The organism is Pseudoclavibacter sp. CFCC 13611, from assembly GCF_008831225.1.
GTDB lineage: Bacteria > Actinomycetota > Actinomycetes > Actinomycetales > Microbacteriaceae > Pseudoclavibacter_A.
In genome coordinates, this window is record NZ_WBKE01000002.1 from 60,235 (window position 1) to 86,323 (window position 26,089).

Annotated in this window: 21 protein-coding genes; 7 read left to right on the forward strand and 14 right to left on the reverse strand. The window is 65.8% G+C overall.

Annotated elements, in window-relative coordinates; genetic code table 11:
* Positions 1–23 precede the first annotated feature (23 nt).
* From F8O08_RS04660 to ilvA, 4 genes are all read left to right on the forward strand, one after another.
* Positions 24–917 carry a lytic transglycosylase domain-containing protein gene (locus F8O08_RS04660; RefSeq protein WP_225733573.1) on the forward strand — a complete coding sequence of 298 codons (894 nt, stop codon included), beginning with the start codon at positions 24–26 and terminating at the stop codon, positions 915–917.
* A gap of 42 nt (positions 918–959) precedes the next feature.
* On the forward strand, positions 960–1,523 hold the full coding sequence (locus F8O08_RS04665; protein ID WP_158042718.1) for a nitroreductase family protein: 564 nt from the start codon (positions 960–962) through the stop codon (positions 1,521–1,523).
* A gap of 80 nt (positions 1,524–1,603) precedes the next feature.
* Positions 1,604–2,917: an AI-2E family transporter gene (locus tag F8O08_RS04670; protein ID WP_158042719.1), complete on the forward strand. Its 1,314-nt coding sequence runs from the start codon at positions 1,604–1,606 to the stop codon at positions 2,915–2,917.
* 177 nt (positions 2,918–3,094) lie between these two features.
* Positions 3,095–4,339: a threonine ammonia-lyase gene (gene ilvA / locus F8O08_RS04675; RefSeq protein ID WP_158037257.1), complete on the forward strand. Its 1,245-nt coding sequence runs from the start codon at positions 3,095–3,097 to the stop codon at positions 4,337–4,339.
* Between the two features lie 2 nt (positions 4,340–4,341).
* Here ilvA and greA read toward each other — a convergent pair whose 3' ends face one another.
* The gene (greA, locus tag F8O08_RS04680; RefSeq protein WP_158032091.1) at positions 4,342–4,830 is read right to left on the reverse strand and encodes a transcription elongation factor GreA; all 489 of its coding nucleotides are present in this window, start codon (positions 4,828–4,830) and stop codon (positions 4,342–4,344) included.
* 85 nt (positions 4,831–4,915) lie between these two features.
* Positions 4,916–5,317, reverse strand: coding sequence for a DUF4307 domain-containing protein (locus F8O08_RS04685; protein ID WP_158037258.1), 402 nt, complete (start codon positions 5,315–5,317; stop codon positions 4,916–4,918).
* 218 nt (positions 5,318–5,535) lie between these two features.
* On the opposite strand from F8O08_RS04685, the gene mca reads away from it, so the two are divergent.
* Both mca and F8O08_RS04695 read left to right on the forward strand, forming a co-directional pair.
* Positions 5,536–6,567, forward strand: coding sequence for a mycothiol conjugate amidase Mca (mca, locus tag F8O08_RS04690; protein ID WP_225733574.1), 1,032 nt, complete (start codon positions 5,536–5,538; stop codon positions 6,565–6,567).
* A gap of 62 nt (positions 6,568–6,629) precedes the next feature.
* Positions 6,630–7,040: a hypothetical protein gene (locus tag F8O08_RS04695; protein WP_158032089.1), complete on the forward strand. Its 411-nt coding sequence runs from the start codon at positions 6,630–6,632 to the stop codon at positions 7,038–7,040.
* A gap of 552 nt (positions 7,041–7,592) precedes the next feature.
* Here the strand turns inward: F8O08_RS04695 and F8O08_RS04700 are convergent.
* On the reverse strand, positions 7,593–8,369 hold the full coding sequence (locus tag F8O08_RS04700) for an isoprenyl transferase (protein WP_158032088.1): 777 nt from the start codon (positions 8,367–8,369) through the stop codon (positions 7,593–7,595).
* Between the two features lie 335 nt (positions 8,370–8,704).
* Between F8O08_RS04700 and trhA the strand changes: the two genes are divergently transcribed.
* Positions 8,705–9,316 carry a PAQR family membrane homeostasis protein TrhA gene (gene trhA / locus F8O08_RS04705; protein ID WP_158032164.1) on the forward strand — a complete coding sequence of 204 codons (612 nt, stop codon included), beginning with the start codon at positions 8,705–8,707 and terminating at the stop codon, positions 9,314–9,316.
* 15 nt (positions 9,317–9,331) lie between these two features.
* Here trhA and F8O08_RS04710 read toward each other — a convergent pair whose 3' ends face one another.
* The 11 genes from F8O08_RS04710 to F8O08_RS04760 all read right to left on the reverse strand — a co-directional run bounded on the left by F8O08_RS04710 (position 9,332) and on the right by F8O08_RS04760 (position 26,087).
* Positions 9,332–14,491 carry an NAD-glutamate dehydrogenase gene (locus tag F8O08_RS04710; RefSeq protein WP_192497717.1) on the reverse strand — a complete coding sequence of 1,720 codons (5,160 nt, stop codon included), beginning with the start codon at positions 14,489–14,491 and terminating at the stop codon, positions 9,332–9,334.
* 330 nt (positions 14,492–14,821) lie between these two features.
* Complete coding sequence (locus tag F8O08_RS04715) at positions 14,822–15,403, reverse strand: GNAT family N-acetyltransferase (protein WP_158042721.1); 582 nt, start codon at positions 15,401–15,403, stop codon at positions 14,822–14,824.
* Positions 15,404–15,444: 41 nt separating this feature from the next.
* Positions 15,445–16,977: an aldehyde dehydrogenase family protein gene (locus F8O08_RS04720; RefSeq protein ID WP_225733575.1), complete on the reverse strand. Its 1,533-nt coding sequence runs from the start codon at positions 16,975–16,977 to the stop codon at positions 15,445–15,447.
* Positions 16,978–17,251: 274 nt separating this feature from the next.
* Positions 17,252–17,635 (reverse strand): DUF4177 domain-containing protein, encoded by a 384-nt coding sequence (locus F8O08_RS10955; RefSeq protein ID WP_158037263.1) that lies wholly within the window; start codon positions 17,633–17,635, stop codon positions 17,252–17,254.
* Between the two features lie 737 nt (positions 17,636–18,372).
* Positions 18,373–19,449, reverse strand: coding sequence for a redox-regulated ATPase YchF (gene ychF / locus F8O08_RS04730; protein ID WP_158042722.1), 1,077 nt, complete (start codon positions 19,447–19,449; stop codon positions 18,373–18,375).
* A gap of 365 nt (positions 19,450–19,814) precedes the next feature.
* A complete protein-coding gene (locus tag F8O08_RS04735; protein WP_158042723.1) occupies positions 19,815–20,372 on the reverse strand; it encodes a hypothetical protein in 558 nt (185 codons plus the stop codon).
* Positions 20,373–21,049: 677 nt separating this feature from the next.
* Positions 21,050–22,351, reverse strand: coding sequence for a PhoH family protein (locus F8O08_RS04740; RefSeq protein WP_225733295.1), 1,302 nt, complete (start codon positions 22,349–22,351; stop codon positions 21,050–21,052).
* Between the two features lie 588 nt (positions 22,352–22,939).
* A complete protein-coding gene (locus F8O08_RS04745; RefSeq protein ID WP_225733576.1) occupies positions 22,940–24,331 on the reverse strand; it encodes a class II fumarate hydratase in 1,392 nt (463 codons plus the stop codon).
* A gap of 67 nt (positions 24,332–24,398) precedes the next feature.
* Positions 24,399–25,070, reverse strand: coding sequence for a carbonic anhydrase (locus F8O08_RS04750; RefSeq protein ID WP_158042724.1), 672 nt, complete (start codon positions 25,068–25,070; stop codon positions 24,399–24,401).
* 44 nt (positions 25,071–25,114) lie between these two features.
* A complete protein-coding gene (locus F8O08_RS04755; RefSeq protein ID WP_158042725.1) occupies positions 25,115–25,780 on the reverse strand; it encodes a DUF4245 domain-containing protein in 666 nt (221 codons plus the stop codon).
* Complete coding sequence (locus F8O08_RS04760; RefSeq protein WP_158037268.1) at positions 25,767–26,087, reverse strand: exodeoxyribonuclease VII small subunit; 321 nt, start codon at positions 26,085–26,087, stop codon at positions 25,767–25,769. The genes F8O08_RS04755 and F8O08_RS04760 overlap by 14 nt, the downstream gene beginning before the upstream one ends.
* Positions 26,088–26,089 lie beyond the last annotated feature (2 nt).

A 26,089-nucleotide genomic window follows, 5' to 3' on the forward strand; every position in this document is an offset into this window, starting at 1 on the left:
CCGCAATGGGGGAGAGAAGCGCTGTGGAGAAGGATGCCGTGGTCGAGACGCGTCGCGCGAGGCGCAACCGTGAGCGCAGCGGCGGCCTGAGGCAGCGCATCGGACTGCTCTCGCGCGGAGAGCGCGCGCTGCTCGGCGGCGCAGTGACCGCAGGCGTGGCAGGAGTCGTCGCCCTCGGGCTCGTGATCGGCGCGGCAGCCACAGGCATGGTGTCGACCGGCGGCGCGACCGAGGCACAGGCGCAGTCGCAGAATGAGGCAGCTTCCACAGACCTCGACGCATCGGAACACGGCGCCGACGCCGCAGCGGACGAAGCGGCAACGAGCGGGGCATCCCCATTGCGTGTTGGAGGCATCTCACAGCTCGCCGATGCGGCCTGGGCCCAGCGCATCGCGACCAAGACCGGCATTCCAGAACGGGCGATGCGGGCATATGCCGGGGCGACGATCCGGGCAAAGCAGCAGTACCCGTCGTGTCGGCTGGGGTGGAACACGATCGCCGCGATCGGCCAGGTCGAAAGCCACCACGGCACCCTCGACGGCGGCTCGATCGGCCCGGATGGTGTCGCCGCACCCACCATCGTGGGCGTCGCACTCGATGGCTCAGGCGTCGCGGCCATCGCCGACACCGACGGCGGCACGCTCGACGGCGACGCCGCGCACGATCGGGCGGTGGGGCCGATGCAGTTCATTCCGCAGACGTGGAAGCAGCACGGCGTCGACGGCAGTGGTGACGGTGTCGCCGACCCACAGAACATCGACGACGCGTCTCTGACCGCTGCGGCGTATCTCTGCGCCGACGGCTACGACCTCAGCAGCGGCTCTGGCTGGATCGCGGCGATCGACGGGTACAACCGCGGCGTCGAGTACAACAACCTCGTGGCCGACGCAGCGAACCGCTACGCCCGCGCGAAGTGAGGCGGAGCGTGCAGGCACTCTTGGCGCCGCTAGGCTGAGAGCATGAGCTTTCGAACCAAAGACGGCAAGCGGCTGGCAAAGACTCTGCGCGCGCGGGCATCGCAGCCACGCGTGGGCGAGCGGGCACCCAGCGACAAGCAGCTGCGCCAGTATCTGAAATCGGCAGGCAATGCTGCCGATCACTCCGGGCTGCGCCCGTGGCGCATGATCACGCTGCGCGGCGACGAGCGCTCCCGGCTGGGTGCTGCGATGAGCGAGGCTCACGGTGACAAGCACCCGAGCACGAAGCCGCTGCGTGCGCCCCTGCTGATCGCGGTGGTCGGCAGCTACCGCGCTGACAAGTACTACAAGGTGCCGCAGTGGGAGCAGCTCGCGGTGGCCGTCGAGGTCGTGCACGGGCTGCAGCTGCTGCTGCAGGCCGAAGGATGGGGTTCTTTCTGGCGCACCGGGCGCGTCGTCGAAGAGGCTGCCGTGCGTGAGCTCCATGGCTTGGGCGAGCACGAACAGCTGCTGGGCTGGCTCTATGTCGGTGAGATGACCGATCGTCCCAAGGCCGCCCGCAGACGTTCGCTGTCGGATGCCTCGCTCACCTCGCTGCGCGGCTGACGGCCGCGTGGCATGTCACTGCGCTGTGAAGGGTCGCGTGTGGCACGGTGGTGTCTGCGCGCACGACTAGAATACTGAGCATGTCAGCAGACTCAGGTCGAGACCGGTCGTCGGATCGCGAGAGCGAGTTCGTGCCCTTGGGCGTGCGCATCGCCGCCGGCTGGAGCTGGCGGGTGATCATCATCGTGGCTGCTGTCGCACTGATCGTCTGGACGGTCGTGCAGATCAGACTCGTGGTGATCCCCGTGGTGGTCGCCGTGCTCTTCGCCTCGCTGCTGCGCCCGCTCGTGCTCTGGCTGCGCCGGCACGGCATGCATCTCTGGCTTGCGGTGGCACTGGTCGAACTCGGCTTTCTGGCCATCGTCGCCGGGCTGTTCTGGACGATCGCCACCCAGCTCAGCCGCGGCCTGAACGGGCTGATAGAGCACTCAGAGAACGCCTACCGCGAACTCAAGACCTTTCTGCTCGACTCGCCGCTACACATCACCGAAGACGACATCAACAACTACCTCGGCGGGCTGTGGCATTCGGCGCAGCAGGACAGCCACGCGATCGTCAGCGGCGCACTCTCGGTGGGCACCACGGCCGGGCACATCGCCACCGGTGTGCTGCTTGTGCTCTTCTCGCTGATCTTCTTTCTCGCCGACGGGCGAACCATCTTCTTCTGGGCCATGCGCCTGGTGCCGACGCGAGTGCGCGCGGCGGTCTCCGGTGCCGGCCACGCGGGCTGGCGCACGCTGTCGAGCTATGTGCGCGTGCAGATTCTGGTGGCCGCCTGCGACGCGGTCGGCATCGGCATCGGTGCCGCGATCCTTGGTCTGCCCATGGTGGTGCCACTGTCGATTCTGGTGTTCATGGGATCGTTCGTGCCCTTCGTCGGCGCGATCGTCTCAGGCATTCTGGTCTGCGTCGTGGCCTTGGTCTACAAGGGATGGATCATCGCGTTCATCATGCTCGCTGTCGTCATCGCGGTGCAGCAGCTCGAGAGCCACGTGATGCAGCCGCTGATCATGGGCAATGCGGTCAAGGTACACCCGCTCGGCGTGGTGCTCTCTGTGGCGATCGGCACGATGCTCGCCGGCATTCCTGGTGCGCTCTTCGCGGTTCCCTTCGTCGCGGTGACGAACCGCATCGTCAACTACTTCGGCGACCGTGACTGGGAGACCGATCTCTTCGCCCAAGGCGTGCAGCTGACCATCGATGACAACTCTGGCAGGTCGTCGTTCACCGGTCCGCATGCGGCGAAGAAAGACGCAGCCGTGGTCGCAGCGGCTGTAGCCAACGGGCTCAGCGATGGGGCATCCGTCGCTGCAGACGCCCACGATGCGGGCACCTCGAATGAAGACGGGCCGGCAGACGAGAACGGCGACGGGCCGAGAATTACCAAGGGCTGAGCGCCCTGCGCCAGCCCGCACCAAGCCTCCTCGCAGACGCAGTCGGCTGCTGCGCCTGCCTACGAACCGACCGGCCGGTATTCTGGGAACGTCGCAGCATTGCATGCATGGTTCAGACCATCTGCACACGGTGCCGCGTGTGACCGGTGAAATCGCACGAAAGCAGAAGAACTTCACATGACCACACCAACAGGACTCGCCGCGGCACCTTCGCTGCAAGAGATTGAACGAGCACGCGCCAACGTCTCGCAGATCGCCAAGATCACTCCGATCGAGCGGTCGAAGGCTTTGGGGGCCGAGCTCGGTCACGAGGTGTTCATCAAATGCGAGAACCTGCAGCGCACCGGAGCCTACAAAGTGCGCGGAGCGTACACCAAGCTGCTCTCGCTGACGGACGAAGAGCGTGCCCACGGAGTCGTCGCGGCTTCGGCGGGCAACCACGCGCAGGGCGTCGCGATGGCGGCTCGTGAGCTGGGCATTAAAGCGACGATCTTCATGCCGATCGGCGTGGCGCTGCCCAAGCTGCAGGCCACCCGGCGCTACGGAGCCGAAGTGGTGCTCGAAGGCGACATCTTCGACCGCACCCTGGCCGCGGCCAAGGCGTTCAGCGCCGAGACCGGTGCCACGTTCATCCCGCCGTACGACGACCCGAGAGTGATCGCCGGCGCCGGAACGATCGGGCTCGAGATTCTCGACCAGCAGCCCGACGTCGAGACCGTCGTCGTGCCGATCGGCGGGGGAGGCCTCATCTCGGGCGTCGCCGCAGCGGTGAAGCAGAAGGCGCAGCTGCTCGGCCATCGCATCCGTGTGGTGGGGGTGCAGTCAGACCGCGCCAGCTCGTATCTGCCCTCGCTCGACGCGGGGCACCCCGTGACCGTACCGGTGCATCCGAGCATCGCTGACGGCATCGCGGTCGGGCGTCCGGGAACATTGAACTTCGAGATCATCCGCGATCTCGTCGACGAGATCGTGACGGTGCGCGATGAAGAGATCGCGCGGGCCATCGTGCTGATGCTCGAGCGCGCGAAGCTCGTCGTCGAGCCGGCGGGTGCGGCTGCCCCCGCGGCGATTCTCGCGGGCAAGGTGCACAGCGCCGGAACGACCGTTGCGATCGCATCAGGCGGCAACATCGACCCGCTGCTGCTGCAGCAGATCATCCAGTACGGTCTGGTCGAGCTGTCGCGCTACGCCACCATCTCAGTGATGCTGCCTGACCGGCCGGGGCAGCTGCAGATCATCTCGGAGCATGTGGCCGGCCAGGATGCGAACGTGGTCGAAGTGCTGCACACGCGGCACGGCAAGGGCTTCGACATCGGTGCGGTCGAACTGCAGATTTCGGTCGAGACGAAGGGTGAGGAGCACCTGCAGCAGGTGCTCAACAGTCTGCGCGAGATCGGGTACGACCCGCAGATCGTGCGGTGAGCCTACTCGCCTGAGTAGGTCTCGACCGAGACGATCTCGACCTGCATGGTCTTGCCGTTGGGGGCCTCGTACGAGACGGTCTCGCCGGCCTTGTGATTCACAACAGCGCCGCCCAGGGGGCTCGCTTCGCTGAAGACCTTGATGTCGCCGCTGGCGATCTCACGGTTGCCGAGCAGAAAGCGCAGCTCGCGACCGGCGACGTTGGCTGTGACGACGGTTCCACGCGCGGCGCGGCCGTCTTCTACCTCGACGGTGCCGACCTGCGCGTTGTGCAGCAGCGCCTCGAGTTCGCGAATGCGCCCCTCGAACTTGCCCTGCTCGTCTTTGGCAGCATGATAGCCGCCGTTCTCTCGAAGGTCGCCCTCTTCGCGCGCCTCTTCGATGCGCTTCGCGATGTCGCGGCGCCAGGGGCCGCGCAGATGGTCGAGCTCTTCGTGCAGGCGGTCGTATGCCTCCTGCGTCAGCCAGGTTCCCTCTTGCTGATCAGCCATTGCACTCTCCTCAGATGACTAAAGGCCAATTGTACCCCCACCCTCTGACAAGGAGTGGCCGCTCGTGCAGGCTGCGAACGGCGGGTCAGACGATCCAGCAGCTGTCGACCGAACCGGCCATGGCCGGCTGCACGGTCTTCACGGTGACCTCGATGGTGCGGCTCTGTGCGTCAGCTGCCGGCACGTCGACGTACTTCCACCCGACCTGACTCTGGCCTTCGCCGCGGGCGTCGACCGCACAGCGCGTCGTGGTGCCTGGGGCGACGTTGAGCGTGAACCGCACGTTCGCATTGCCGTGATCGTCGATCGCCGACGTCGTCGTCTTAGCCTGCACCGAGGCCATCGGCTGCGATGCAGAGAACCAGGCGAGCGCAATGATCGAGAGCACGATGAGCGCCGAGCCGAGCCAGATCCAGCCGCGGCGACTCAGCCGACGGGGAGCCCGGCCGTAGCGCTCCTGCAGCATCGCACTGTTGCCTGCACTCATGCTCTGACCCTCACCTTGTCTCGACAGTCACTCCGCTTGAGTCTATCTGTGTCAGTGCGAGTCAGACACGTCGGGAGCGATGCTGGGCAGACACGTCGGGAGCGATCGCAGCCGACCACTCTGATTACACTTGAGTCTGCGCACGCGAGTGACGATGCATCCGGCGACGGACGCGCACGCCCCGCCCAGTGCGCAAACGCAGCTGAGGAGGCCCGCCAGTGACACTTCGCCTGATGGCCGTGCACGCGCATCCCGACGACGAGTCGAGTAAAGGGGCAGCCACATTCGCACACTATGTGCAGGCCGGAGCCAGCGTCACGGTGGTCAGCTGCACCGGCGGTGAGAGCGGCTCGGTACTCAACCCGGACCTGCGTCGCATTGCGTGGGCCCAACGTGACATCGCCGGTCTGCGCCACACCGAGATGGCGGCTGCCCGCGACATCCTCGGTGTCGACCACATCTGGCTCGGCTACCGTGACAGCGGTCTGCCTGACCCCGGCGAGACGGTGCCGCCGCTCTCATTCGCATCTCTGCCCATCGAGCTCACCGTGCAGCCGCTCATTCGGGCGATCCGTCGCATCCGCCCCCACGTGCTCATCACCTACGACGAGAACGGCGGCTACCCGCACCCCGACCACATTCGCTGCCATGAGGTGAGCGTGCACGCGCTGCGCGCGGCTGCCGATGCTACCGTGCACCCGGATCTCGGGCCGGCGTGGCAGGTGCAGAAGCTGTACTACGACCGCATCCAGAACTACCAGCGCTTTCAGGCGGTGCACGCGGCGATGGCCGCTGACATCGGCGAGACCTGCAGCAGCAGTTCGAACGGCTGCGAGGGAGGCGATGGCGCCGTCGAGCGAACCGCTGAGGCTGACGAGCGGGCTGCGGCCGCCGCTCGGGTCGGCGAGGTCGCGGAGCTGTTTCGGGCACGGCCGCTCAAGGTCACGACCCAGGTGGAGTGCGGGGAGTGCTTCGAGACGCGCGATGCGGCGCTGCGCTCGCATGAGAGTCAGGTCGCGCCAGACAGCCCGTTCTTCTTTCTGCCCAACGACCTTCAGCGACGGGTGTGGCCCCACGAGGATTACCAGCTGGTCGACTCGCGGGTGCCGACCGCGATTCCCGAGCACGACCTCTTTGCCGGTGTCGTGGATGATGGTGATGGCGTCGTGGGTGCTGGTGCTGGTGCTGGTGCTGGTGCTGGTGCGGCGAGCGATGCCGCTGCCGGAGTCGATGGTGCTGCAGGCGCTTGAGGCGCTTAAGGCGCTGCAGCGTGACAGATTGATCGTGCCCCAACCGTGAGAGACTAGAGACCATGACTGTGCTGCCTGAAACCGTGACTTCGGCTCTGCCGATCGCTGACGCTTGGAGTGCCGAGACAGAGACCAGCCCCTCGCCGTCGCCGACTGACCAGCCTCAGCAGGATCAGCAGCAGATCGGCGCCGGTCCGGGCGCATTCTTCGCGATCTTCGTCATCGCCATACTCGTGGCTCTTCTGGTCTTCGACCTGGTTCGGCGACTGCGACGCATGCGCTACCGGCGCGAGGCTCGAGTCGAGCTGGCAGAGAAGTACGGCGTGGTCGAAGAGGAGTTCCCCGAAGGACTCGACGAAGACGATGAGCCGGTTGATCCGTTCGAGCGTAAGAAGCGGCAGATCGCCGAGCGCGACGCCAAGTTCGAGGCTCGTGCTGCCCGCCGCGAGGCCAAGCGCAGGAACCGCGGCTAGGGGCGTCTGACCTGGCTTTGGCCTGGGCGGTTGTGGTGCTCAGTAGTGGGGCTGCGGTCGGCAGGTGCGAGGCTGTTGCAGCGGTGGCGGGTCTTCGTCGCTGCTCTGCCCGCTGAAGGCCCGGCTGTTGCTATTGTGCTGCGGCTAAGCCTCCGACTGCTCCCCGTTGTTCGGCCGCGTTCGCTCCAGCTGATTCCTGTCCTGCTGCATCCGCCCGTCCCAGGTGTTGGCCAGACTCATCGAGCCGTCCCAAATGTCTGTCAGCGTGATCGAGGCATGCCAAGTTCCATGTCTGGATGCTGTGGGGCGTCATTTGAGGCGGCTGGATGCTGTGGGGCGTCACTGGGGCGTCATTTGAGGCGGATGGATGTGCCACCGTACTGGCTATCCTGCCGTACTGGCTATCCTGCCGTACTGGCTATCCTGCCGTACTGGCTATCCTGCCGTACTGGCCATTCCCGCCGTACTGGCCATTCCGACCGTCGGGGCAGCCTAGGCGCCATCCGGCCATCCGACCCTCCGGCCAACCAGGCCGCCGGCCAGAGCGACCGATCAGCTGCCGAAGCGTCGCTGCCGCAGGGCATACGCCCGCAGCGCGCGCAAGAAGTCGACCCGGCGAAAATCGGGCCACAGCACGTCAGCGAAGTAGAACTCGCTGTGTGCCGCCTGCCAGAGCAGAAAGTCACTCAGCCGCTGCTCTCCAGAGGTGCGCAGAATCAGGTCGGGGTCGGGCTGGCTGCCCGTGTAGAGATGGCTCGCGATCTCGCTCTCGCTGACCTTCGCGGCGAACTGCGCCAGCGACCGCCCCTGATCTTCCCAGTCACGGGCGGCCAGGCGCACCGCATCCACAATCTCACGGCGACCGCCGTAGCCGACCGCGAGATTCACCTGCATACCGGTGGCGTCGGCAGTGCGCGCCTCGGCCGACTGCAGCGCCTCGACCAGCTCACGCGGCAGATCGTCGATGCTGCCCACATGATGAATGCGCCAGTCGCTGCAGCGCGAGATCTCGTCGGTGAGATCGATGATGATCTGTATCAGCTGGGTGAGCTCGTCGGTTCCGCGGTGGCTGAGATTGTCGGTCGACAGCAGATACAGCGTCACGATGCCGATGCCGAGCCCGTCACACCACCCGAGGAACTCTCGGATCACGGCGGCTCCGGCGCGATGCCCGGTCGCCGCCTGGGAGTTCTGCTTCTGCGCCCAGCGACGGTTGCCGTCCAGAATCACCGCCACATGCTGCGGAGGAGTCTGCTGCCTCAGCTGCTTCTCAAGACGACGCTCGTAGATGCGATACAGCAGAGGGGTGCGATGTGCGGTACTGGACACTCCCCCAACGATACCCAATTGCAGGCGGTCGCGGGCTGGTCGCTGATCCGCTCGCGAGTAAACTGTGGCCCATGAGCGACCAGACACGGGGGCAGGGTGTGGGGGCTGATGCGGGGAACGCGCAGGGTGCGTCGGGTGCGAGGGCCGCGGCTGAGGGCTCTGCGGCGGATGCCGAGAGCCTGATTCGAGCAGAGCCTGCCGGTGCTCGGCCGGCTGAGTGCGCTGCCGTCAATGGCACTGAGCAGGAGGTCGAGCGTGCTGTTCAGGCCGAGGAGCCGCGACTGCCGCACCTGCCGATCACCGAGGTCACCCGCGAGATCCGTGGCGACAAACCCATGCTGCGCGGGTGGCTGCATGCAGTGAGCTTTCCGTTGGCGCTGGCCAGCGGCATCGTGCTGATCACCTTGGCGCATGGCCTGTGGCCGAAGCTGGCCTGCGCCGTCTACATGGCCTCGTCGATCATGCTCTTCGGCAATTCGGCGGTCTATCACATCTTCAACTGGGGGCCGCGAGTGAAGCTGGTGCTCAAACGCATCGACCACTCGAACATCCTGCTGCTGATCGCAGGTACGTACACGCCGCTCGCAACGATGACGCTGCCGCCGACGCAGGCGAGAACGCTGCTGCTGATCGTCTGGAGCGCGGCGCTCGCCGGCATCCTCTTCAGGGTGTTCTGGATCGGCGCGCCCCGCTGGCTCTATGTGGTGATCTACCTGCTTCTGGGCTGGGGCGCCGTCATGTACGTGCCGGCGTTCTACCGGGCGAACCCGGCGACGATGATCCTCGTGATCGTGGGCGGTCTGCTGTACAGCATTGGGGCCGTGGTCTATGCGCTGAAGAAGCCGAATCCGTTTCCGAAGGTGTTCGGGTTCCACGAGGTGTTCCACTCGTTCACGGTGCTGGCCTTCGCCTGCCACGCCGTGGCGATCTACCTTGTGACGGTGTGACCACGGCCCCTCGGCTCACAGCACGGTGCGCAGCAGCCGCAGCGCCACCACGAGCGGCGAGGCGTCTCCGGTGGGAGCCTCGGAGAGCCGGTTCGCCAGCGCCCGCACACGGTCGATGGTGCCGGCATGCTGCGCCTCCCATGCATCGAGCCGAGCTGAGGCGGTGTCACGCTGGTCGCCGTGCTGCGACGCCTCGACCGTCTGCAGAGCGCTGCCCGTGATCTGGCGCAGCACCCCGTAGACGTCTTGGCGCAGCGACGAGCGTGCGAGCGTCTGCCACAGGTCGTGTCGTGGCAGACGGCTGACCAGCTGCAGCAGCTGCTCGAGGTGGTACCGGCGCAACGCCAGGAACTCGACTGCTGCCGCGTGTTCGAGTGCCGCGTCCGACGCGTCGGACCCGCCTGTGGCATCCGCCGCCGAGGGCGAAGCCTGCGCCTCGTCGACCAGGTCGACCACACCGATGAGATGCACCTCTTCGAGAGCGAATGCGCTGCGCTCGGCGACGGCGGCCGGCACCCCGGCATCGACCAGGCCGGCCTCGGTGCGTTGCTCGTGCTCACCGTGATGCAGAGCCGGCAGCTCGCTGCGCAGCCGGGCCAGCGGCCGCACGTATCGCTCGCGCAGCTGCGGCACGTCGAGTCGCTCGCTGTGCGTTTCGAGCAGCAGCCGAACGCCGCGGCCGAGTGCCCGTTTGAAGCGGATCAGCATGCCGTCCTGCGTTTCGGTCGAGACGGCGTTGTCGGTGGCCGCGATGTCGCCGAAGACGGTGTCGACCTCGAACGCCTCACGAATGACCGCCCACGCCCGCACCACCTGCGCCGGGTCGTCGCTGGTCTCTTCGATCACGCTGAACACGAACTGCACGCCACCGTGGTCGACGATGTCGTTGGCCAGAGTCGTGGCCTTGATCTCGCGCGCCAGCGGATGCCGTTCGAGCGCCTCGCCATAGCGGGTGACCACCTCGGGCGGAAAGTACTCGCGCAGCAGCTGGTCTGTCCACGGTTCGTCAGGCACGCTCGACTCGAGAATCGCATGCTTCAGCGTGATCTTGGCGTACGAGAGCACGATCGCGAGCTCAGGCGAGGTGAGCCCCTCACCGGCGGCGATGCGTCGATCGAACTCGCTGTCTTCTGGCAGGTATTCGAGGGCGCGATCGAGCACACCGCTGGCCTCCCAGGCAGCGACCAGCCGCTGGTACGAGGGCATCAGCTCACCACGATCGCGCTCGAGGCCGAGTGCGCGGTTCTGCCGGTAGTTGTCGGTGAGCACCAGCTGCGCGACTTCGTCGGTCATCGACGAGAGCAGCTCGTTGCGCTCGTCGAAGGTGAGCACATGGCCGTCTGCCTGCGGCGACGCGAGCAGAATCTTGAGGTTCACCTCGCGGTCTGACGTGTCGACGCCGGCCGAGTTGTCGATGGCGTCGGTGTTCAGCCGGATGCCATGCTCGGCTGCCTCGACGCGCCCGGCCTGGCTGAACCCCAGGTTGCCGCCTTCGCCGACGACTCGCACGCGCAGGTCGCGCCCGTCGACGCGGATCGCGTCGTTGGCCCGGTCGCCGATCTCTGCGTCTGATTCGCTGCTGGCTTTGACATATGTGCCGATGCCGCCGTTGTAGAGCAGATCGGTCGGCGCGGTCAGCACCGCCATGATCAGCTCGTTTGGCGTGAGCGTGGCCGGGGCCTCGCCGTCGCGGTCGAGCCCCAGCGCCGCTGCGACCTCAGGGGAGATCGGCACCGCCTTCGACGCCCGCGAGTAGACGCCGCCGCCCTCACTGATCAGTTCGGGGCTGTAGTCGGCCCACGACGAGCCGGGCTTCTCGAAGAGGCGCAGACGCTCGTTCCAGGCCGCCTCGGCGTCAGGCTGCGGGTCGAGGAAGATGTCGCGGTGGTCGAACGCTGCGACAAGACGGATGCTGTGGCTGCGCAGCAGCCCGTTGCCGAACACGTCGCCAGACATGTCTCCGATGCCGACCGCGGTGAAAGGGTCGGTTGCCACGTCGACGCCGAGCTCGCGGAAGTGCCGCTCGACCGAGGTCCAGGCTCCGCGGGCGGTGATGCCCATCGTTTTGTGGTCGTAGCCGTGCGAGCCGCCTGACGCGAAGGCATCCTGCAGCCAGAACCCGTAGGCGACGGCGATCTCGTTCGCAGTGTCTGAGAAGCGGGCGGTGCCTTTGTCTGCGGCGACGACCAGATACGGGTCGTCGGGATCGTACGCGACCACGGCTTCTGGATGCGTGACCGTGCCTGCCGCCAGGTCGCGGTTGTCGGTGACGTCGAGCATGCCGCTGATGAACAGTCGGTAGGCGTCTTGGCCAGCTGACATCCACGCGCCGCGGTCGACGCTCGGGTCGGGCAGACGCTTCGGGTAGAAGCCGCCCTTGGCGCCCGTAGGCACGATGACAGCGTTCTTGACGACCTGCGCCTTGACCAGGCCGAGCACCTCGGTGCGAAAGTCTTCGCGCCGATCTGACCAGCGCAGACCGCCGCGGGCGACCTGGCCGAAGCGCAGGTGCACGCCCTCGACCTCGGGGGAGTAGACCCAGAGCTCGAAGAGCGGCACCGGCTGAGGCACGCCGCTGATGCGCCGAGGCTCGATCTTGAAGGTGATCTGCGGCTTGGGCGATCCGTCGGCGGCGAACTGATATGCGCTGGTGCGCACCGTGGCGATCACCGCTTCGGTGAGTCGGCGCAGTACCGTGTCGATGTCGAGGCTGGTGATCTTCGTCAGCGCCTGTTCGATGTCGGTCTGGATGGCGAGCACGCGTTCGCGGCGCTCGTCGATCGTGCCGCCGACGGCCGGGTCGAACGACTGCTCGAACAGCTCGACGAGAGCCAGTGTGATGTCGGCGTGGTCGACGAGGGTTCTGGCGATGAACGTCGTCGAGTAGGCGAGCCCGATCTGTCGCAGGTAGCGCACGTAGGCGCGCAGTACGCTGACCTCACGCCAGGTCGCACGAGTGGTGGTGACCAGGCGGTCGAGCGGGTCGGACTCGACCCAGCCCAGCCAGGCCGCCGCGAACGCCTCGACGAAGTCGGCCGCGAGGCTGTCAAGAGTGTCAGCTGCGCGCACCCCGTAGTCGTGCACGTAGACCGGAGAGTGGCCCGGGCCGGTCTGTACCACGAATGGGTGTTCGTTGACGACCTCGACACCGAGGTTCGTGAAGATCGGCAGCACCTCTGACAGCGCGATCGGCTCGTCGTGAAAGACTTTCACGTGCGCTTCGCCGTCATCGTCTCGATACAGCCGCAGGGAGAGCCGGTCGGCATGCGCGATGGCGCTCGGCGCCGGTGTGCGAACGACGCCCTCGGCCTCGAAGATGGAGGTCGGCGAGGTCTCGGCCGAAGCATCCGCCGGCTTTGCCGTCACGGCTGCGGGCGCCGTGCTCAGCGCGCCCGGCAGCGCCGACTCGGGCGATGCGACCGCGTACAGATGTGGCAGATCTGCCAGCGCTTCAGCTGGTGTGAAGGCCTCGCGATAGCTGTCGGGGAACGCCTGCCGCAGCTGCCGGGCGACGGACGCCGCGGCGATCTGACCCGACCGGCTCGCCACCAGCTCGGCGAGCTGATCGTGCCAGGTGCGGGTGAGTCCGATGATGCGCGCGTGCAGAGCATCGATGTCGGCGTCGGGCAGCAGCTCGCCCGGTTTCAGACGTGCGACGAAGTAGAGTCGCGCCAGCGCCGAGTCGGACATACGCGACTCGTGCTCGACATAGGCAGCATGGTAGGTCTGCTGAAGCAGGTCTGAGATGCCCAGACGCACCTGCGTGTTGAACGCGTCGCGAGGCAGATAGACGAGTGCCGTCACGAACCGCTCATAGGGGTCGGTGCGAAGGAACACCCAGCTGCGCCGCCGTTCGGCGACCTGCCGCAGAATCAGCACGTTGTGTCGCAGCGTGTCTGTGTCGGCCTGGAACAGCTCGTCGCGGGGGTATGTCTCGAGCAGGGCGAGCACATCGCGGCCGTTGTGGCTGTCGGTGCGAAAGCCGCTACGTTCGAGCACGTTCTGCACCTTGTCGGCGACGACCGGGATGCTCAGCACCGACTGCGTGTAGCTGGTCAGCGTGAACAGGCCGAGAAAGCGGCGCTCGCCGTCGACCCGGCCGAACGCGTCGAAGCGCTTGACGCCGATGTAGTCGAGGAATGCATCGCGGTGCACCGTCGACCGAGAGTTGGCCTTGGTGATGATGAGCACATCGCGCTCGCGGGCCTTCTCGAGGTTCTTGCGCAGCAGAGGCTTCGGCGCAGCGGCGGATGACGCGGTGACCGACTTCGGGGTCGCGGCGCCGTCGCGGGGGCGGAAGAGGCCGAGCCCGGTGCCGGTGACCCGCTGCAGGGCGTCGTTGCCGTCGACGGTGACGAGGTCGTACTCCTGATAGCCGAAGAAGGTGAAGTTGTCGTCGTCGAGCCACTCGAGGAATCGCGAGGCCTGTGCGGAGCTCTCTTCGAGCCCGAGCGGGGGAGCGGCCCGCAGCTCGGCGCTGATGCGCTGAGCCTGCGCTCGCATGAGCGGCCAGTCGTCGTTGACCAGCGTCACATCGGCCATGACCTTCTCGATCGCCTGAACGAGGGCCTGCCGCACGTCGTCGTGCGCGATCAGCTCGGTGCTGACATAGACCCACGATTCGACGGTGACTTCGTGGCCAGGCTGCGGCAGCACGAAAGACTCGGTGCGGGCGGTGGCCGTGGGCGGGCTGATCACCGACACGACCTGGCCGTCGGAGTCGCGCGTGACGACGAACGTCGGGTGCACCACCGCGTGCACATCGATGTGCTGCCGGCCGAGCTCGGCGAGCACAGAGTCGACGATGAACGGCTTGTCTGGCGTCACGATGAGCAGCGCGCCGCTGAGCTGTCCGTCTGAATCGGGAGCGGCCGGGCTGGTGAAGCGCACCAGCGACTCACCGTGGGCGCGAGTGGATGCGAGGTCGAGATGGTCTTGGACGACCTCGGCAAGCAGCGCGCCTCCGATCGAGGTCACATCCTGGTCGCCGAGCGCACGAGTGTACCTGGAGAGCAGATCGGCGAGGTCGTTCACGGCGTCGAGCGTCGGAGCGTCAGACGTGCCCTGCGTGAGGATCTTTCGAGCCTCGGCGAGCACGCTGTCGCGCGCTTCGGTGTCGGTGCCCTGTGCCTCTTCGTCGAAGTGGGTGGGGGTCGTCGTGGCTTCGCCGTTCACGTGTTCCTCCTGGATCACTCTGAATCGTTCTGAATCACTCAGTAGTCTGACACCGGGCCACAGCGAGCACGCGGAGGCCACGGTGCTTCCGGTCATGCATCACCCTACCCATTGCCACGGACACGAGGCGTCAGGCGGTGATTCGTATATCGCCGAGATGGCCATTGCATCGGTCGTGCAGAGAGAGTATGCGCCGCGACGCATGTTGGCGACGGCAGTATCTGTGTGCGTGCGGATGTGTGCAGAAAGAGCGGGCGCGACGACGGAGCGGATGCGGATGCGAATGCGAAGCCTGGCCCACGGTGTCGGCCTGGCTGGTGTCCGAGCCGATCAGCCCTTGAGATCGAGGCGCATCAGGGCGCGGTCGAAGTGCTGCCCGCGCAGCATGACCTGCTCATAGTGCACGACGGTGAACCCCTGCCGCTCGAAGACCGGAATCGCGACCAGACTCACGTGAGAGGTGAGTTCGGCGGCGCCGTGATCCCGGGCGCTCGCGATTGCCGCGGCCAGCAACCGGGTGGCGATGCCCTGCCTGCCATGGTCGGGGTCGACGAAGAGGTGGTCGACGTAGCCTGAGTCGCGAAAGTCGACGTATCCGACGACATGTTCGACTGGGGTCGGGGATGCCACACCGGGGTCGGCGACGGCCATGAGCCCCTTCTGGCTCTCGTCATCAGCGCCGGAATCGGCTGCGACCGCGACCAGCGTGTGATGTGCCGTGCGATCGGCATTCCAGCGGTGCACAGAACCGCCGCCTGCCGCCCAGGCTGTTCGCTGCTCTGGGGTGTAGCGCGAACCGGCGGTGATTCTCACGGCACGCGAGAAGACCTCACGGGTCGCGGCGGCATCCGCCGAAGAATACGGCCGAATGCGCACTGCAGGCGCCGCAGCGGACTGCACGAAGGCGGACATAGCAGCAGTCTACCGACCCCGTCTTTCAGAGGCGTGGCGGCTCAGCCACGGCGCTGCAGCCTTCCGACCAGGTTGAGCAGGCGATCGCTCGTGCCCGGATTCAGCAGACTCAGGGTGTCGGGACGCAGCGGTTTGGTGAGCACCGGTTTCAGATGCGAGAACCGGCGGAACGAGTGCACGCCGTGGTAGGCGCCCATGCCGCTGGCGCCGACACCGCCGAACGGCAGTGCGCCGATGCCTGCGTGCACGATGGCCGCACCGTTCACTTGAGCCCCGGACGAGGTGTGCTGAGCGAAGTAGGCGCGTGTGGCCGCGTCGCCGAAGACGTAGAGCGCGAGGGGCTTGTCCCAGGCGTTGATGACGCGGGCGGCCTCCTCTTTGGAGGACGCGGTCAGAATAGGCAGGATCGGGCCGAAGATCTCTTCGCGCAGCAGCTGGAACGGGGCGTCGTCGCCGATCACCGCCTCGTCGAGGTTCGGGAACGTCACAACGGTCGGCTCGATGTAGAGATCGTCACGGTCGGTGCGCCCGCCGAACTCGACGTTGCCCTCTTCGAGCATTGCGGCGAGTCGATCGAAGTGGCGCTCAGAGGCGATGCGCCCGTATTCCCGGCCTGCGGCGGGGTCTGCGCCCCAGACGTCGGCGACCGCCTCGCGCAGGGCGGCGACCAGTGGTTGCACGTGATCGGGTGTCGTCAGCACATAGTCTGGCGCGACGCAGGTCTGGCCGGCGTTGGTGAACTTCGCCCAGGCCAGTCGGCGGGTCACCGCCCTGAGCTGCCGGTCGTCGTCGACCCAGACCGGCGACTTGCCGCCGAGCTCGAGCGTCACCGGGGTGAGGTTCTGGGCAGCGGCCTCCATGACGATTCTGCCGACGCGACCCGAGCCGGTGAAGACGATGTGGTCGAAGCGCTCTTTGAGCGCGTTCTGGGCGACGTCGACGGCGCCGAGCAGCACGTGCACCGCGCCGTCGGGGAAGTACTGGGGGATCAGCCGCGCAAGCGTCTCGGCGGTGTGCGGCGCGTCGGGGCTCGGCACGAGCACTGCTGCGTTGCCGGCCGCGAGCACCCCGACGAGCGGGTCGAGCGTGAGGTTCACCGGGTAGTTCCACGGCGACATCACCAGGATGACCCCGAGGGGCTCTGGCACGATCCTGGCTGATGCCGGCCAGATGAGGGGGCCGGCGCTGATCGACTTCGGGGCCATCCAGCGGCGCAGGTGTTTCTGTGCGTGTGCGGCCTCTCCGATCGTGACGTCGATCTCTGTGATGCCGGCTTCGCGGCGGCCTTTGTGCAGGTCGGCGAAGAGCGCTGCTTCGAATTCGCTGCGGTGCTCTTCGAGCAGTCGGCGCACGGCGCTGACGTTTCGTCGGCGGGAGGCCAGAGACTTGGTGGAGCCTGACTCGAATGCTGCGCGTGCGGCTGCGACTGCCGCGGTGACGTCTGACGGTGTGGCTGTTGGCACTGCTGCCTGCGTGCGTGCGGTCATCGTGCGTGCGGGTGCGGTACGTGCTGGTGCGCGTGCGGGTGTGGTGGACGTTGTGGGTGATGTGGATTCTGGTGTGGGTGTGCTCATGGTCGGAGGCTAACGCTGTAGTAAAACGAAGCCAATCAGTTTCGAAACCGAACCCACGAATTCGCTGCGACCGATCTGTGCCGAAGCCCGGTCCACGTGGCTGGGAAAGGGGACTGCCGAAATGCGCTCAGCTGAGGGAGTCGAAATTCGACCTGTTGGGCGGCGCGCCGAACCTCGATGGGTTTGAGGTCAGAATCTCGACCTGCTTGGGTCGGGAAACTCGACCTGTCTGAGGCAGGCAGAGCCGACCGTTCAGCTGACCGCGTTCGAGGCTTCAGCACAGCTGTTCGAAGACCATCGTCGCCTGGATGCGGTCACCTCCACCGAGTCCTTTCGATCCAGACGACGCCGTTGTGATGGTGTGCAGCCGATAGCCTTTCGCCGCCTGTGCGTTGATCGCCTTTTCTAGCTCTGTGAGGTTGCCCGAGCCCGTGCCCCAGAGCTTCTCGCGAAGAATGACCTGCAACACTACGTAGTTGGGCGGGGTGGCGGCATGGGTCGGCTGAACCAGCGACGCCGCTGAGGGCTCGATCTCGTGGTGGGGCGCTGGCGCGTCCGCGTGTGCATCCGGACGCAGGGCTTCAGCCCAACGGTACCCATCCCACCATCGGTTCTTGCCCGTGCCGTCGTCGTACCAGCCTGCCGGTGTCTCAGCCATGTCGATCCTGTTCTGTGTTCTGTGTTCTGTGTTCTGTGTTCTGTGTTCTGTGCCGCGTGTCGCGTGTTGGGGCCGTGCCGTGCCTCGGTCACGCTCTGCGCGATGCGAGTCGGTAGACCCGATGTCGAGGCGGTGATACTCGGCGCTTCGCAAACGGCTTTCTTTCGACTGTGAGTGCCGAAGCTCATGCCACGCCAGACCCCTGAAAGACGCCAGAAGTCTTCCGACGACTCTCGGATCAGCCTAGAAGACGCGGACGCTCTAGCACGCCATGAAAAGCATCGTGTCCCGTGTTCGAGTCCCAAACCTCAACCGGAATACGCCGTACTGAAGACACCGCCCTTGTGGTCGCTCGGCGTCTTGATGACGGTACAGCCATCGCTGTGTACGTCGTCGATCTTCGTCGCAGTCGCAGGGACCGGGCCTCCGGCAGCGGCCGATGCGCTGGGCACCAGTGCCTTGGGCACAGACAACGGTGCCGGGATCGGGAACGGGGTCGAGCACGGGTTGTCTGGAAGCTCTCGCCGCGCCGCGAGACTGACCCAGCATGGTCGTTCCACGCGAAGGTCTACGTCGATGATCCTGTGGGACTCGCGTTCGACTCTGACGTGCTCGGCCATCGGTACGTGACCGTGCGTCAGGTAGAGCAGGTGCGGACGGTAGACAGACTGCGTCACTCTGCGGACTGATGTCGATGACGCGGAGCCGAGTCGCGCATCCGCCGTTGCGTCGGCAGACTAGACGTTGAAGCGGAACTCGACCACGTCGCCGTCTTGCATCACGTAGTCTTTGCCCTCCATGCGCACCTTGCCCTCGGCCTTCGCCTCATGCATGGAACCTGCAGCGTCGAGGTCGCCGAACGAGACGATCTCGGCCTTGATGAAGCCCTTTTCGAAGTCGGTGTGGATCACGCCGGCGGCCTGCGGGGCCGTCCAGCCCTGGTGGATCGTCCAGGCTCGGGCCTCTTTCGGGCCAGCCGTCAGATAGGTCTGCAGGCCGAGCGCCTGGAAGCCGATGCGGGCGAGCTGGTCGAGGCCGCTCTCGTCCTGGCCGATCGTGGCCAGCAGCTCGTTTGCCTCTTCGGCGGAGAGGTCGATGAGCTCGCTCTCCATCTGGGCGTCGAGCAGGATGGCCTTGGCCGGTGCGACGACTGCCTCGAGCTCGGCCCGCTTGGCGTCATCGGTGAGCACGGCCTCGTCGACGTTGAACACGTAGACGATGGGCTTCGAAGTGAGCAGGCCGAGCTCTTTGATCTCGTCGAGGTCGATGTCTTTGGCCGTCGAGAGGGGTTCACCCTTGTCGAGGTGTGCCTTCGCGGCAAGTGCCGCGTCGAGCACCGACTTGTCGATCTTCTTGCCCTTGACCTCTTTCTCGTAGCGCGTGATCGCCTTTTCGAGGGTCTGGAGATCGGCGAGCACGAGCTCGGTGAGGATGGTCTCGATGTCGCGCTTCGCATCGACGCTGCCGTCGACATGCACGACGTCGGGGTCGCTGAAGCCGCGGCTCACGAGGGCGATCGCGTCTGCTTCGCGGATGTTGGCGAGGAACTGGTTGCCGAGCCCTTCGCCTTCGCTGGCGCCCTTGACGATGCCGGCGATGTCGACGAACGACACCGGCGCGGGTACGAGCTTCTCGCTCTGGAAGATCTCGGCGAGGCGGTCGAGCCGCTTATCGGGCAGGTTGACCACGCCCACGTTCGGCTCGATCGTCGCGAACGGGTAGTTCGCCGCGAGAACGGTGTTCTTGGTCAGTGCATTGAAGAGGGTCGACTTGCCTACGTTGGGCAGTCCCACGATTCCGATTGTCAGCGCCACGAGGGTCAAGTCTAGCCGGTGTGGAGCGAAGGCGTTGGGCTGGCTGCGTTGTCAGCAGGAGCACCTGGCCGGTCGCCTGAGCCGTGCAGGAGCATCTGTGCCCAGCCTCCCTGCCATGCAGGAGCAGATGCATCGCACAGGAGCAAGTTTCGTGACTGCGATGCTCCCACTTGAGCTGAATGCTCCTGCTCGACACAACTGCTCTGAGTTGCTCCGTTGCTCCTGTTCGGAACGCAAATTTGCTGCAAAGGCGAGTGCCGACACCAAAAGCTGGGGAGAAGGACGAATACCTGTGGCAGAGCTGGGACGACGGTGAGACTGTCTGTCCTCGTGGAGACTCATCTTCAGAGACCCCAGTCGTGCGCTCAAACGGTCTGTGGAACTCGTGGCCTCAGCTTTTCAGGACAGAACCGCGCGAGCAGGTTCTCGATGCTGCTGAGCACTAGATCCCAGTCATAGATGATCTGCGCAAAGGTAAACCGCAGCGGAATGATTCCAAGCTGAGCAGATCGCGCAGCCTTGGCGTGATCTTGGACATATCGTCCTGGTTCGGCATGGCCCCGGCCATCCGCTTCGAGCGAGACGACCCCTTCGATGAGCAGGTCAAGCCGTTCACGACTCGGCAGCCGAACCTGGATCTTGACGTCATAGCCGAGAATCCTCAGCCGGACGCGTGGGAATGACTCGATGATTGATTCGGAGTCTGCATCGCTGAAGGCCAACACCTGTCGTCCGTTCGGAGTCCGTGAAAGCTCCACGCGAATCTGGTCTTCTCTCAGTGCCGAATTCGCAGGCAGCTTGCTGTTGCGGGCGGTGTGTAGGAGTCCGTCTACGACGGCAACCGCATCTGCAAGCTCAAGCCGCTTCAGTGTGTGTTGGAGAGCCTGCGGCCAAGGAACGATTCCAAATGGAGCTTCTGGCATGGCTGCGCGGTGTACGTAGTGGGTGTGGAGGCGCTCGCGCCTGACGGGTGCCGTGTGACTCACCTGCACAACATGACCGTAGGCGTCGGGAGGAATCCGACCGCCCCAGCGGGACAGCGCGTGCGGGCCACTGAGAAGACCGCCAAGGGACACGGCTCTGAGGACGTGAGGATCTGGCGCTGGAACAGTCTGCACCCAACCTCTGCGGATGGTTCTAATGAGTCCCTGCCGTCGTGCTCGCGCGACGTCTGCGCGTGAAACGCCTTGTTGAAGGAGCCAGCGCACTTGGACGACGCCGGTAGGTACCAGAGCGAGTAGGTCTTGCATGAAACCACATTGCCCTCATCTCGCACGCAGGCGTTGGGGAGCACGTCTGATGTGGACGCCTACGCGGCATCTGCAGGTTGTGCAGAGTGCGAGTGCACCGAGTTCTCCGGGCGCCGATGCGACGTTGGTGACCCGGCATCCGCACAGGTGCGATCAGCGCGGCATCAATCTCTCTCACCAGACCAGACCCTGAGACCGGCCATGGTGGCACTTGCTGTCGAACACGGGTCGAGGCCACGTCGCTTGGCCCAGCAGGAGCAGATGTGTTGAGGAGGAGCGCTTCTCACCGTATGAGTGCTCCCATACGGCACACCTGCTCCTGCTTGACGCACCTGCTCCCCGGGGCCAGGCTAGAAATCCCCGAGCACCTCGGTCACCAGGCCCGCGATCTCGCTGCGCTCGCTGCGCGTCAGCGTCACATGTCCGAAGAGCGGGTGCCCCTTCAGCTTCTCGACCACCGAGGTGATACCGTCGTGCCGGCCGACCCGCAGATTGTCGCGCTGATTCACGTCGTGCGTCAGCACCACACGTGAGTTCTGCCCGATGCGACTGAGCACTGTCAGCAGCACGTTGCGCTCAAGCGACTGCGCTTCGTCCACGATCACGAACGCGTCGTGCAGCGACCGCCCGCGAATATGCGTCAGCGGCAGCACCTCGACGAGCTCGCGCGCCACGATCTCGTCAAGCACCTGCGGCGACACCACGGCGCTGAGTGTGTCGAACACCGCCTGGCCCCACGGGTTCATCTTCTCGTCGCGATCTCCCGGCAGGTACCCGAGCTCCTGCCCGCCGACCGCATACAGCGGCCGAAACACCATCACTTTGCGGTGCTGCTCGCGCTCGAGCACAGCCTCCAGCCCCGCGCACAGCGCCAGCGCCGACTTGCCCGTACCCGCCCGGCCGCCGAGCGACACGATGCCCACGCTCGGATCGAGCAGCAGATCGATCGCCAGCCGCTGCTCCGCGCTGCGCCCGTGCAGCCCGAAGACGTCGCGGTCGCCCGACACCATCTTGACCTGCCCGTCGGCAAGCAGGCGCCCGAGACCCGACCCGCGTGCCGACGACAGCACCAGCCCCGTGTTCACTGGCAGACCCTCTGTGCCTTCCAGATCGACCCGATCCTCGTTGTACAGCGCCGACATCTGATCATCGGTCATGTGCAGCTCGGCGAGTCCAGTCCATCCCGTGTCGACGACCTGCTCGGCGCGATACTCGTCGGCTGCAAGACCCAGCGCCGACGCCTTCACCCGCATCGGCATGTCTTTCGACACCACCACGACGTCGCAGCCCTCGATCGACAGATTCTGTGCGACCGCCAGTATGCGCGAGTCGTTCGTCGACCCGCTGCTCTGAAACCCGCTTGGCAGCGCTGCCATGCTGGAATGGTTCAGCTCGACGCGCAGCGACCCGCCCTCGTCGCCGATGGGCACGGCAAAGTCGAGGCGTTCGTGTTCACTGCGCAGATCGTCGAGATTGCGCAGCGCCCGACGCGCGTAGTATCCGAGCTCGGGGTCGTGCCGTTTGCCCTCCAGCTCGGTCACGACCACGATCGGAATCACCACTTCGTGCTCGGCGAACCGGAAGATCGCGTCGGGATCGCTGATCAGCACCGACGTGTCGATCACGTACGTGCGCTGCCCCGTGCCATTCAGCTCTGTGTGATCGGCTGCGGCGAACTCGCTGGGGGCGTTGTCCGTTCTGCCGTGGGCGGCACGATCGGCATTCCGGTTCGATGCCTGCACGCGGTGTGCGGATGCGATGGTCTGCCCGCCTTCGACGGTCGCGCTGGTCGACTCGCTGCGGTGGGATGTAGTGGCCACGTTGACTCCTCAGACGACTGATGCGTGAGGGGCCGCTGCCTTCCTTTCGGGAGGGGAGGCCCTACCCGCGCCGATCGGGTGATCGGTTGCCTTGAGCCTACAAGCAGAACGGCCGCGAGACCGGTTCATTCGGGGTGTGACCGCATGACGCTCTGGTGAACTCTGAGCGACGTCCATGTTGCCTGCATCTGATGCTGCATAGCTCGTGATCGCGTCGAGTCGCTGCGCCAACGGCTGCGTCATCGGCTGCGCCATCTTACCGAGCTGTCGGCCTGTGAAGAAGAGATGCTCAGCACGCTCTGAACATCAGATCCGGGCTGATCAGAATGAGCCGTGATCGAGGGAAGTGCCGTGCACAGAAAACGGGGAGTGGTCAGCGCCCGATCAGGCGCCGGCCACTCCCCGCAGGAAGCGTGTGAATCAGAGGTTGGGCGAGGTCATCGACAGCACGTCGAGGGCCTTGTCAAGCTGCTCTTCGGTGATCTCGCCGCGCTCGACGAAGCCGAGAGCGATGGTCGCCTCACGCACGGTGACCTTATTGGCCACGGCGTACTTGGCGATCTTCGCTGCGTTCTCATAGCCGATCACACGGTTCAGCGGCGTGACGATCGACGGCGACGACTCTGCCAGCTGGCGAGCACGCTCGACGTTGACCTTGATGCCGTCGACGGTCTTGACCGCGAGCAGGTGCGTCGAGTTCGTGAGCAGACGGATCGACTCCAGCAGGGCATTGGCGATCACCGGAATCTGCACGTTGAGCTCGAAGTTGCCCGAGGCGCCAGCCCAAGTCGCAACCGTGTCGTTGCCGATGACGCGCGAGGCGACCTGCAGCACCGCCTCGGGAATCACCGGGTTGACCTTGCCTGGCATGATCGATGAGCCGGGCTGCAGATCGGGCAGGTGCAGCTCGCCCAGACCGGTGTTGGGGCCTGATGACGCCCAGCGCAGATCGTTCTGAATCTTGATCAGGCTGACGGCGATGGTGCGCAGCGCGCCCGACGCCTCGACCAGTGCGTCACGTGCTCCCTGAGCCTCGAAGTGGTCTTTCGCCTCGGTGATGGGCAGCCCGGTGTCTTCGCGCAGCAGCTCGATGACCTTCTGCGGAAAGCCCTTGGGCGTGTTGATGCCGGTGCCGGTAGCCGTGCCGCCGAGCGGCACCTCTGCGACGCGTGGCAGAGCGGCCTCGACGCGCTCGATGCCCAGACGGATCTGACGTGCGTAGCCGCCGAACTCCTGACCGACGGTGACCGGAGTGGCATCCATCAGGTGGGTGCGGCCGGCCTTGACGACGTCCTTCCATTCGTCGCGCTTCGCTTCGAGCGAGCGAGCGAGCTCGTCGAGCGACGGAATGAGGTCTTCGAGCAGCGCGCCGGTGACGGCCACGTGCACCGAGGTCGGGAACACATCGTTCGACGACTGCGAGGCGTTCACGTTGTCGTTCGGGTGCACGGGCTTGCCGAGTGCCTGCGACGCGAGCGTGGCCAGCACCTCGTTGGTGTTCATGTTCGACGAAGTGCCCGACCCCGTCTGGTACACGTCGATCGGGAAGTGCTGGTCGTACTCGCCGGTGACGACCTTGTCAGCGGCGTCGGCGATCGCCTGAGCGATGTCACGGTCGAGGATGCCGAGTTCGGCGTTCGCCAGGGCTGCGGCCTTCTTGATGTGCGCCAGCGCGGCGATGTGCCGGTGCTCCAGTCCGGTTCCCGAGATCGGGAAGTTCTCGACGGCTCGCTGCGTCTGCGCGCCGTAGAGCGCGTCAGCAGGAACCCGGACCTCTCCCATGGTGTCGTGCTCGATGCGGTATTCGGTCACTGTTACAGCCTTTCTTTCTGTTCTGTGCTGCGTTGCACGTGCAGCTTCGAGGTGGATGCGGCGGGGGTCAGTGCGACAGTTCGCGTCCGGCGTTGCTCGCGGTTGTCTGTCCGATGTCGAGGCCGCGAGCGGTGATGGGCCGCACGCGTGAGGTGCTCAGATCGTAGATGGCGCCGACGACGGCGGTCTCGCCCCGGGTCACTGCAGCGGCGACGAGTTCAGAACGCTCCATGATCGCCTGCACCGTGTTCTCGACCTGCAGCTCGCCGATGTGTCGCGGGGAGGCATCGCCGTCGCGCTCGGCTTGGGTGACCGCCGGTTTGATGCGGTGCAGCAGCTCTTCGAGAAAGTAGCCGGGAGGCGTCGGCTGTGCCGGGTCGGCGGCCGCGATGGCTCCGGCGATCGCGCCGCAGCTCTCGTGGCCCATGACCATCACCAGGGGAACGTGCAGCGAGCCGACCGCGAACTCGATCGATCCGAGGATGCTGGTGCCGATGACTGCACCGGCATTACGAACGACGAAGAGGTCGCCGAGGCCTACGTCGAACACGATCTCGGCAGGCACACGGGAGTCACCGCAGCCCAAGATGACGGCTTTGGGTGACTGCCCGGTCAGAAGTTCCTGCCGGCGAGCCTCATCGCGATGCGGGTGGCGACAGCGCATCGTGGCGAAGCGATCGTTGCCCTCCTGCAGGTCGTTCCACACCTCTTGGGGCGTACCAAGGTCCAGCTCGCTCATGGCTCTCCTTCGTGCCGGTGTGCGACGGTTCGTCCGATCGGGGGTCAGCTGTTCAGCGAGGTCAAAGTCGCGTCAATCAGCTGGGCGAACTCGTCGTCATCGGCTGTTCCGTTGAAGATCAGTGTAGTTCCCGAGACCTCGGTGGTCAGCGCGTAGTTGTTCTGTCCCTTCTGAAAGTCGGGGGAGTCACGCTGGTCATAGACGGTGAACGTGTGGCCGGAGAGGTCGATCTGCCCGGTCGGACGTCGGCCGTCGAGGTCTTGGCTGACCCAGGTCGGGTTCGCGCCCTTGACCTGCTCGAAACGGATGTACTGGTGTTTCGGCGTGACGAATCCGATCGTCCACACCTGCAGCTGGTTCGTCGGCTCCTGGTCGATGTCGGCACGATTCGCCTGCCAACCGGAGCCCGGCTCAGGAACGGCGAGGCGCCAGTCGACGGTCGGCTGGATGCCCTGTGCCGTGCCCTGGTAGTCGACGGCATTGTGCATCGGCGAGTCGTCTCGCGGCACCACGACGAGCATCAGCACGAGGACTCCCACGCACGCGATGATCGCCAGAATCAGATTGCGCAGCGTCTGCTGGGCGCGGTGCTTCTTGGCCGAATCAGAGGCCTGCGACGGCACCGGGCCGCGCGGAGGCTCCCCTGCGCCGGACTGTATCGATGTTGTTGCTGCTGGAACAGTGGACTCTGTCTGATCAGAAGACGTCATCGTCGCCTGGGGTCGTCGCGGGCGCGCCGGTCGCGTCTTGGCCGGCTGCTCCCGGTTCAGCGGCACCGGCTGTTGCAGCGCTCTGCTGACCGGCGGCAGAGGCCTCTTGTGCGGCTTCGAGGCGCTGGCGGGCACCGGTCAGCCACTGCTCGCAGCGGTCGGCGAGGGCAGTGCCGCGCTCCCAGAGTTCGAGCGACTCTTCGAGTGTCGCACCGCCCTGCTCGAGACGGTTGACCGTCTCGGCCAACTGGTCGCGGGCGGTCTCGTATGAGAGGTCGGCGACCTCTTGTGCGTAGTCGTGAGCCATGA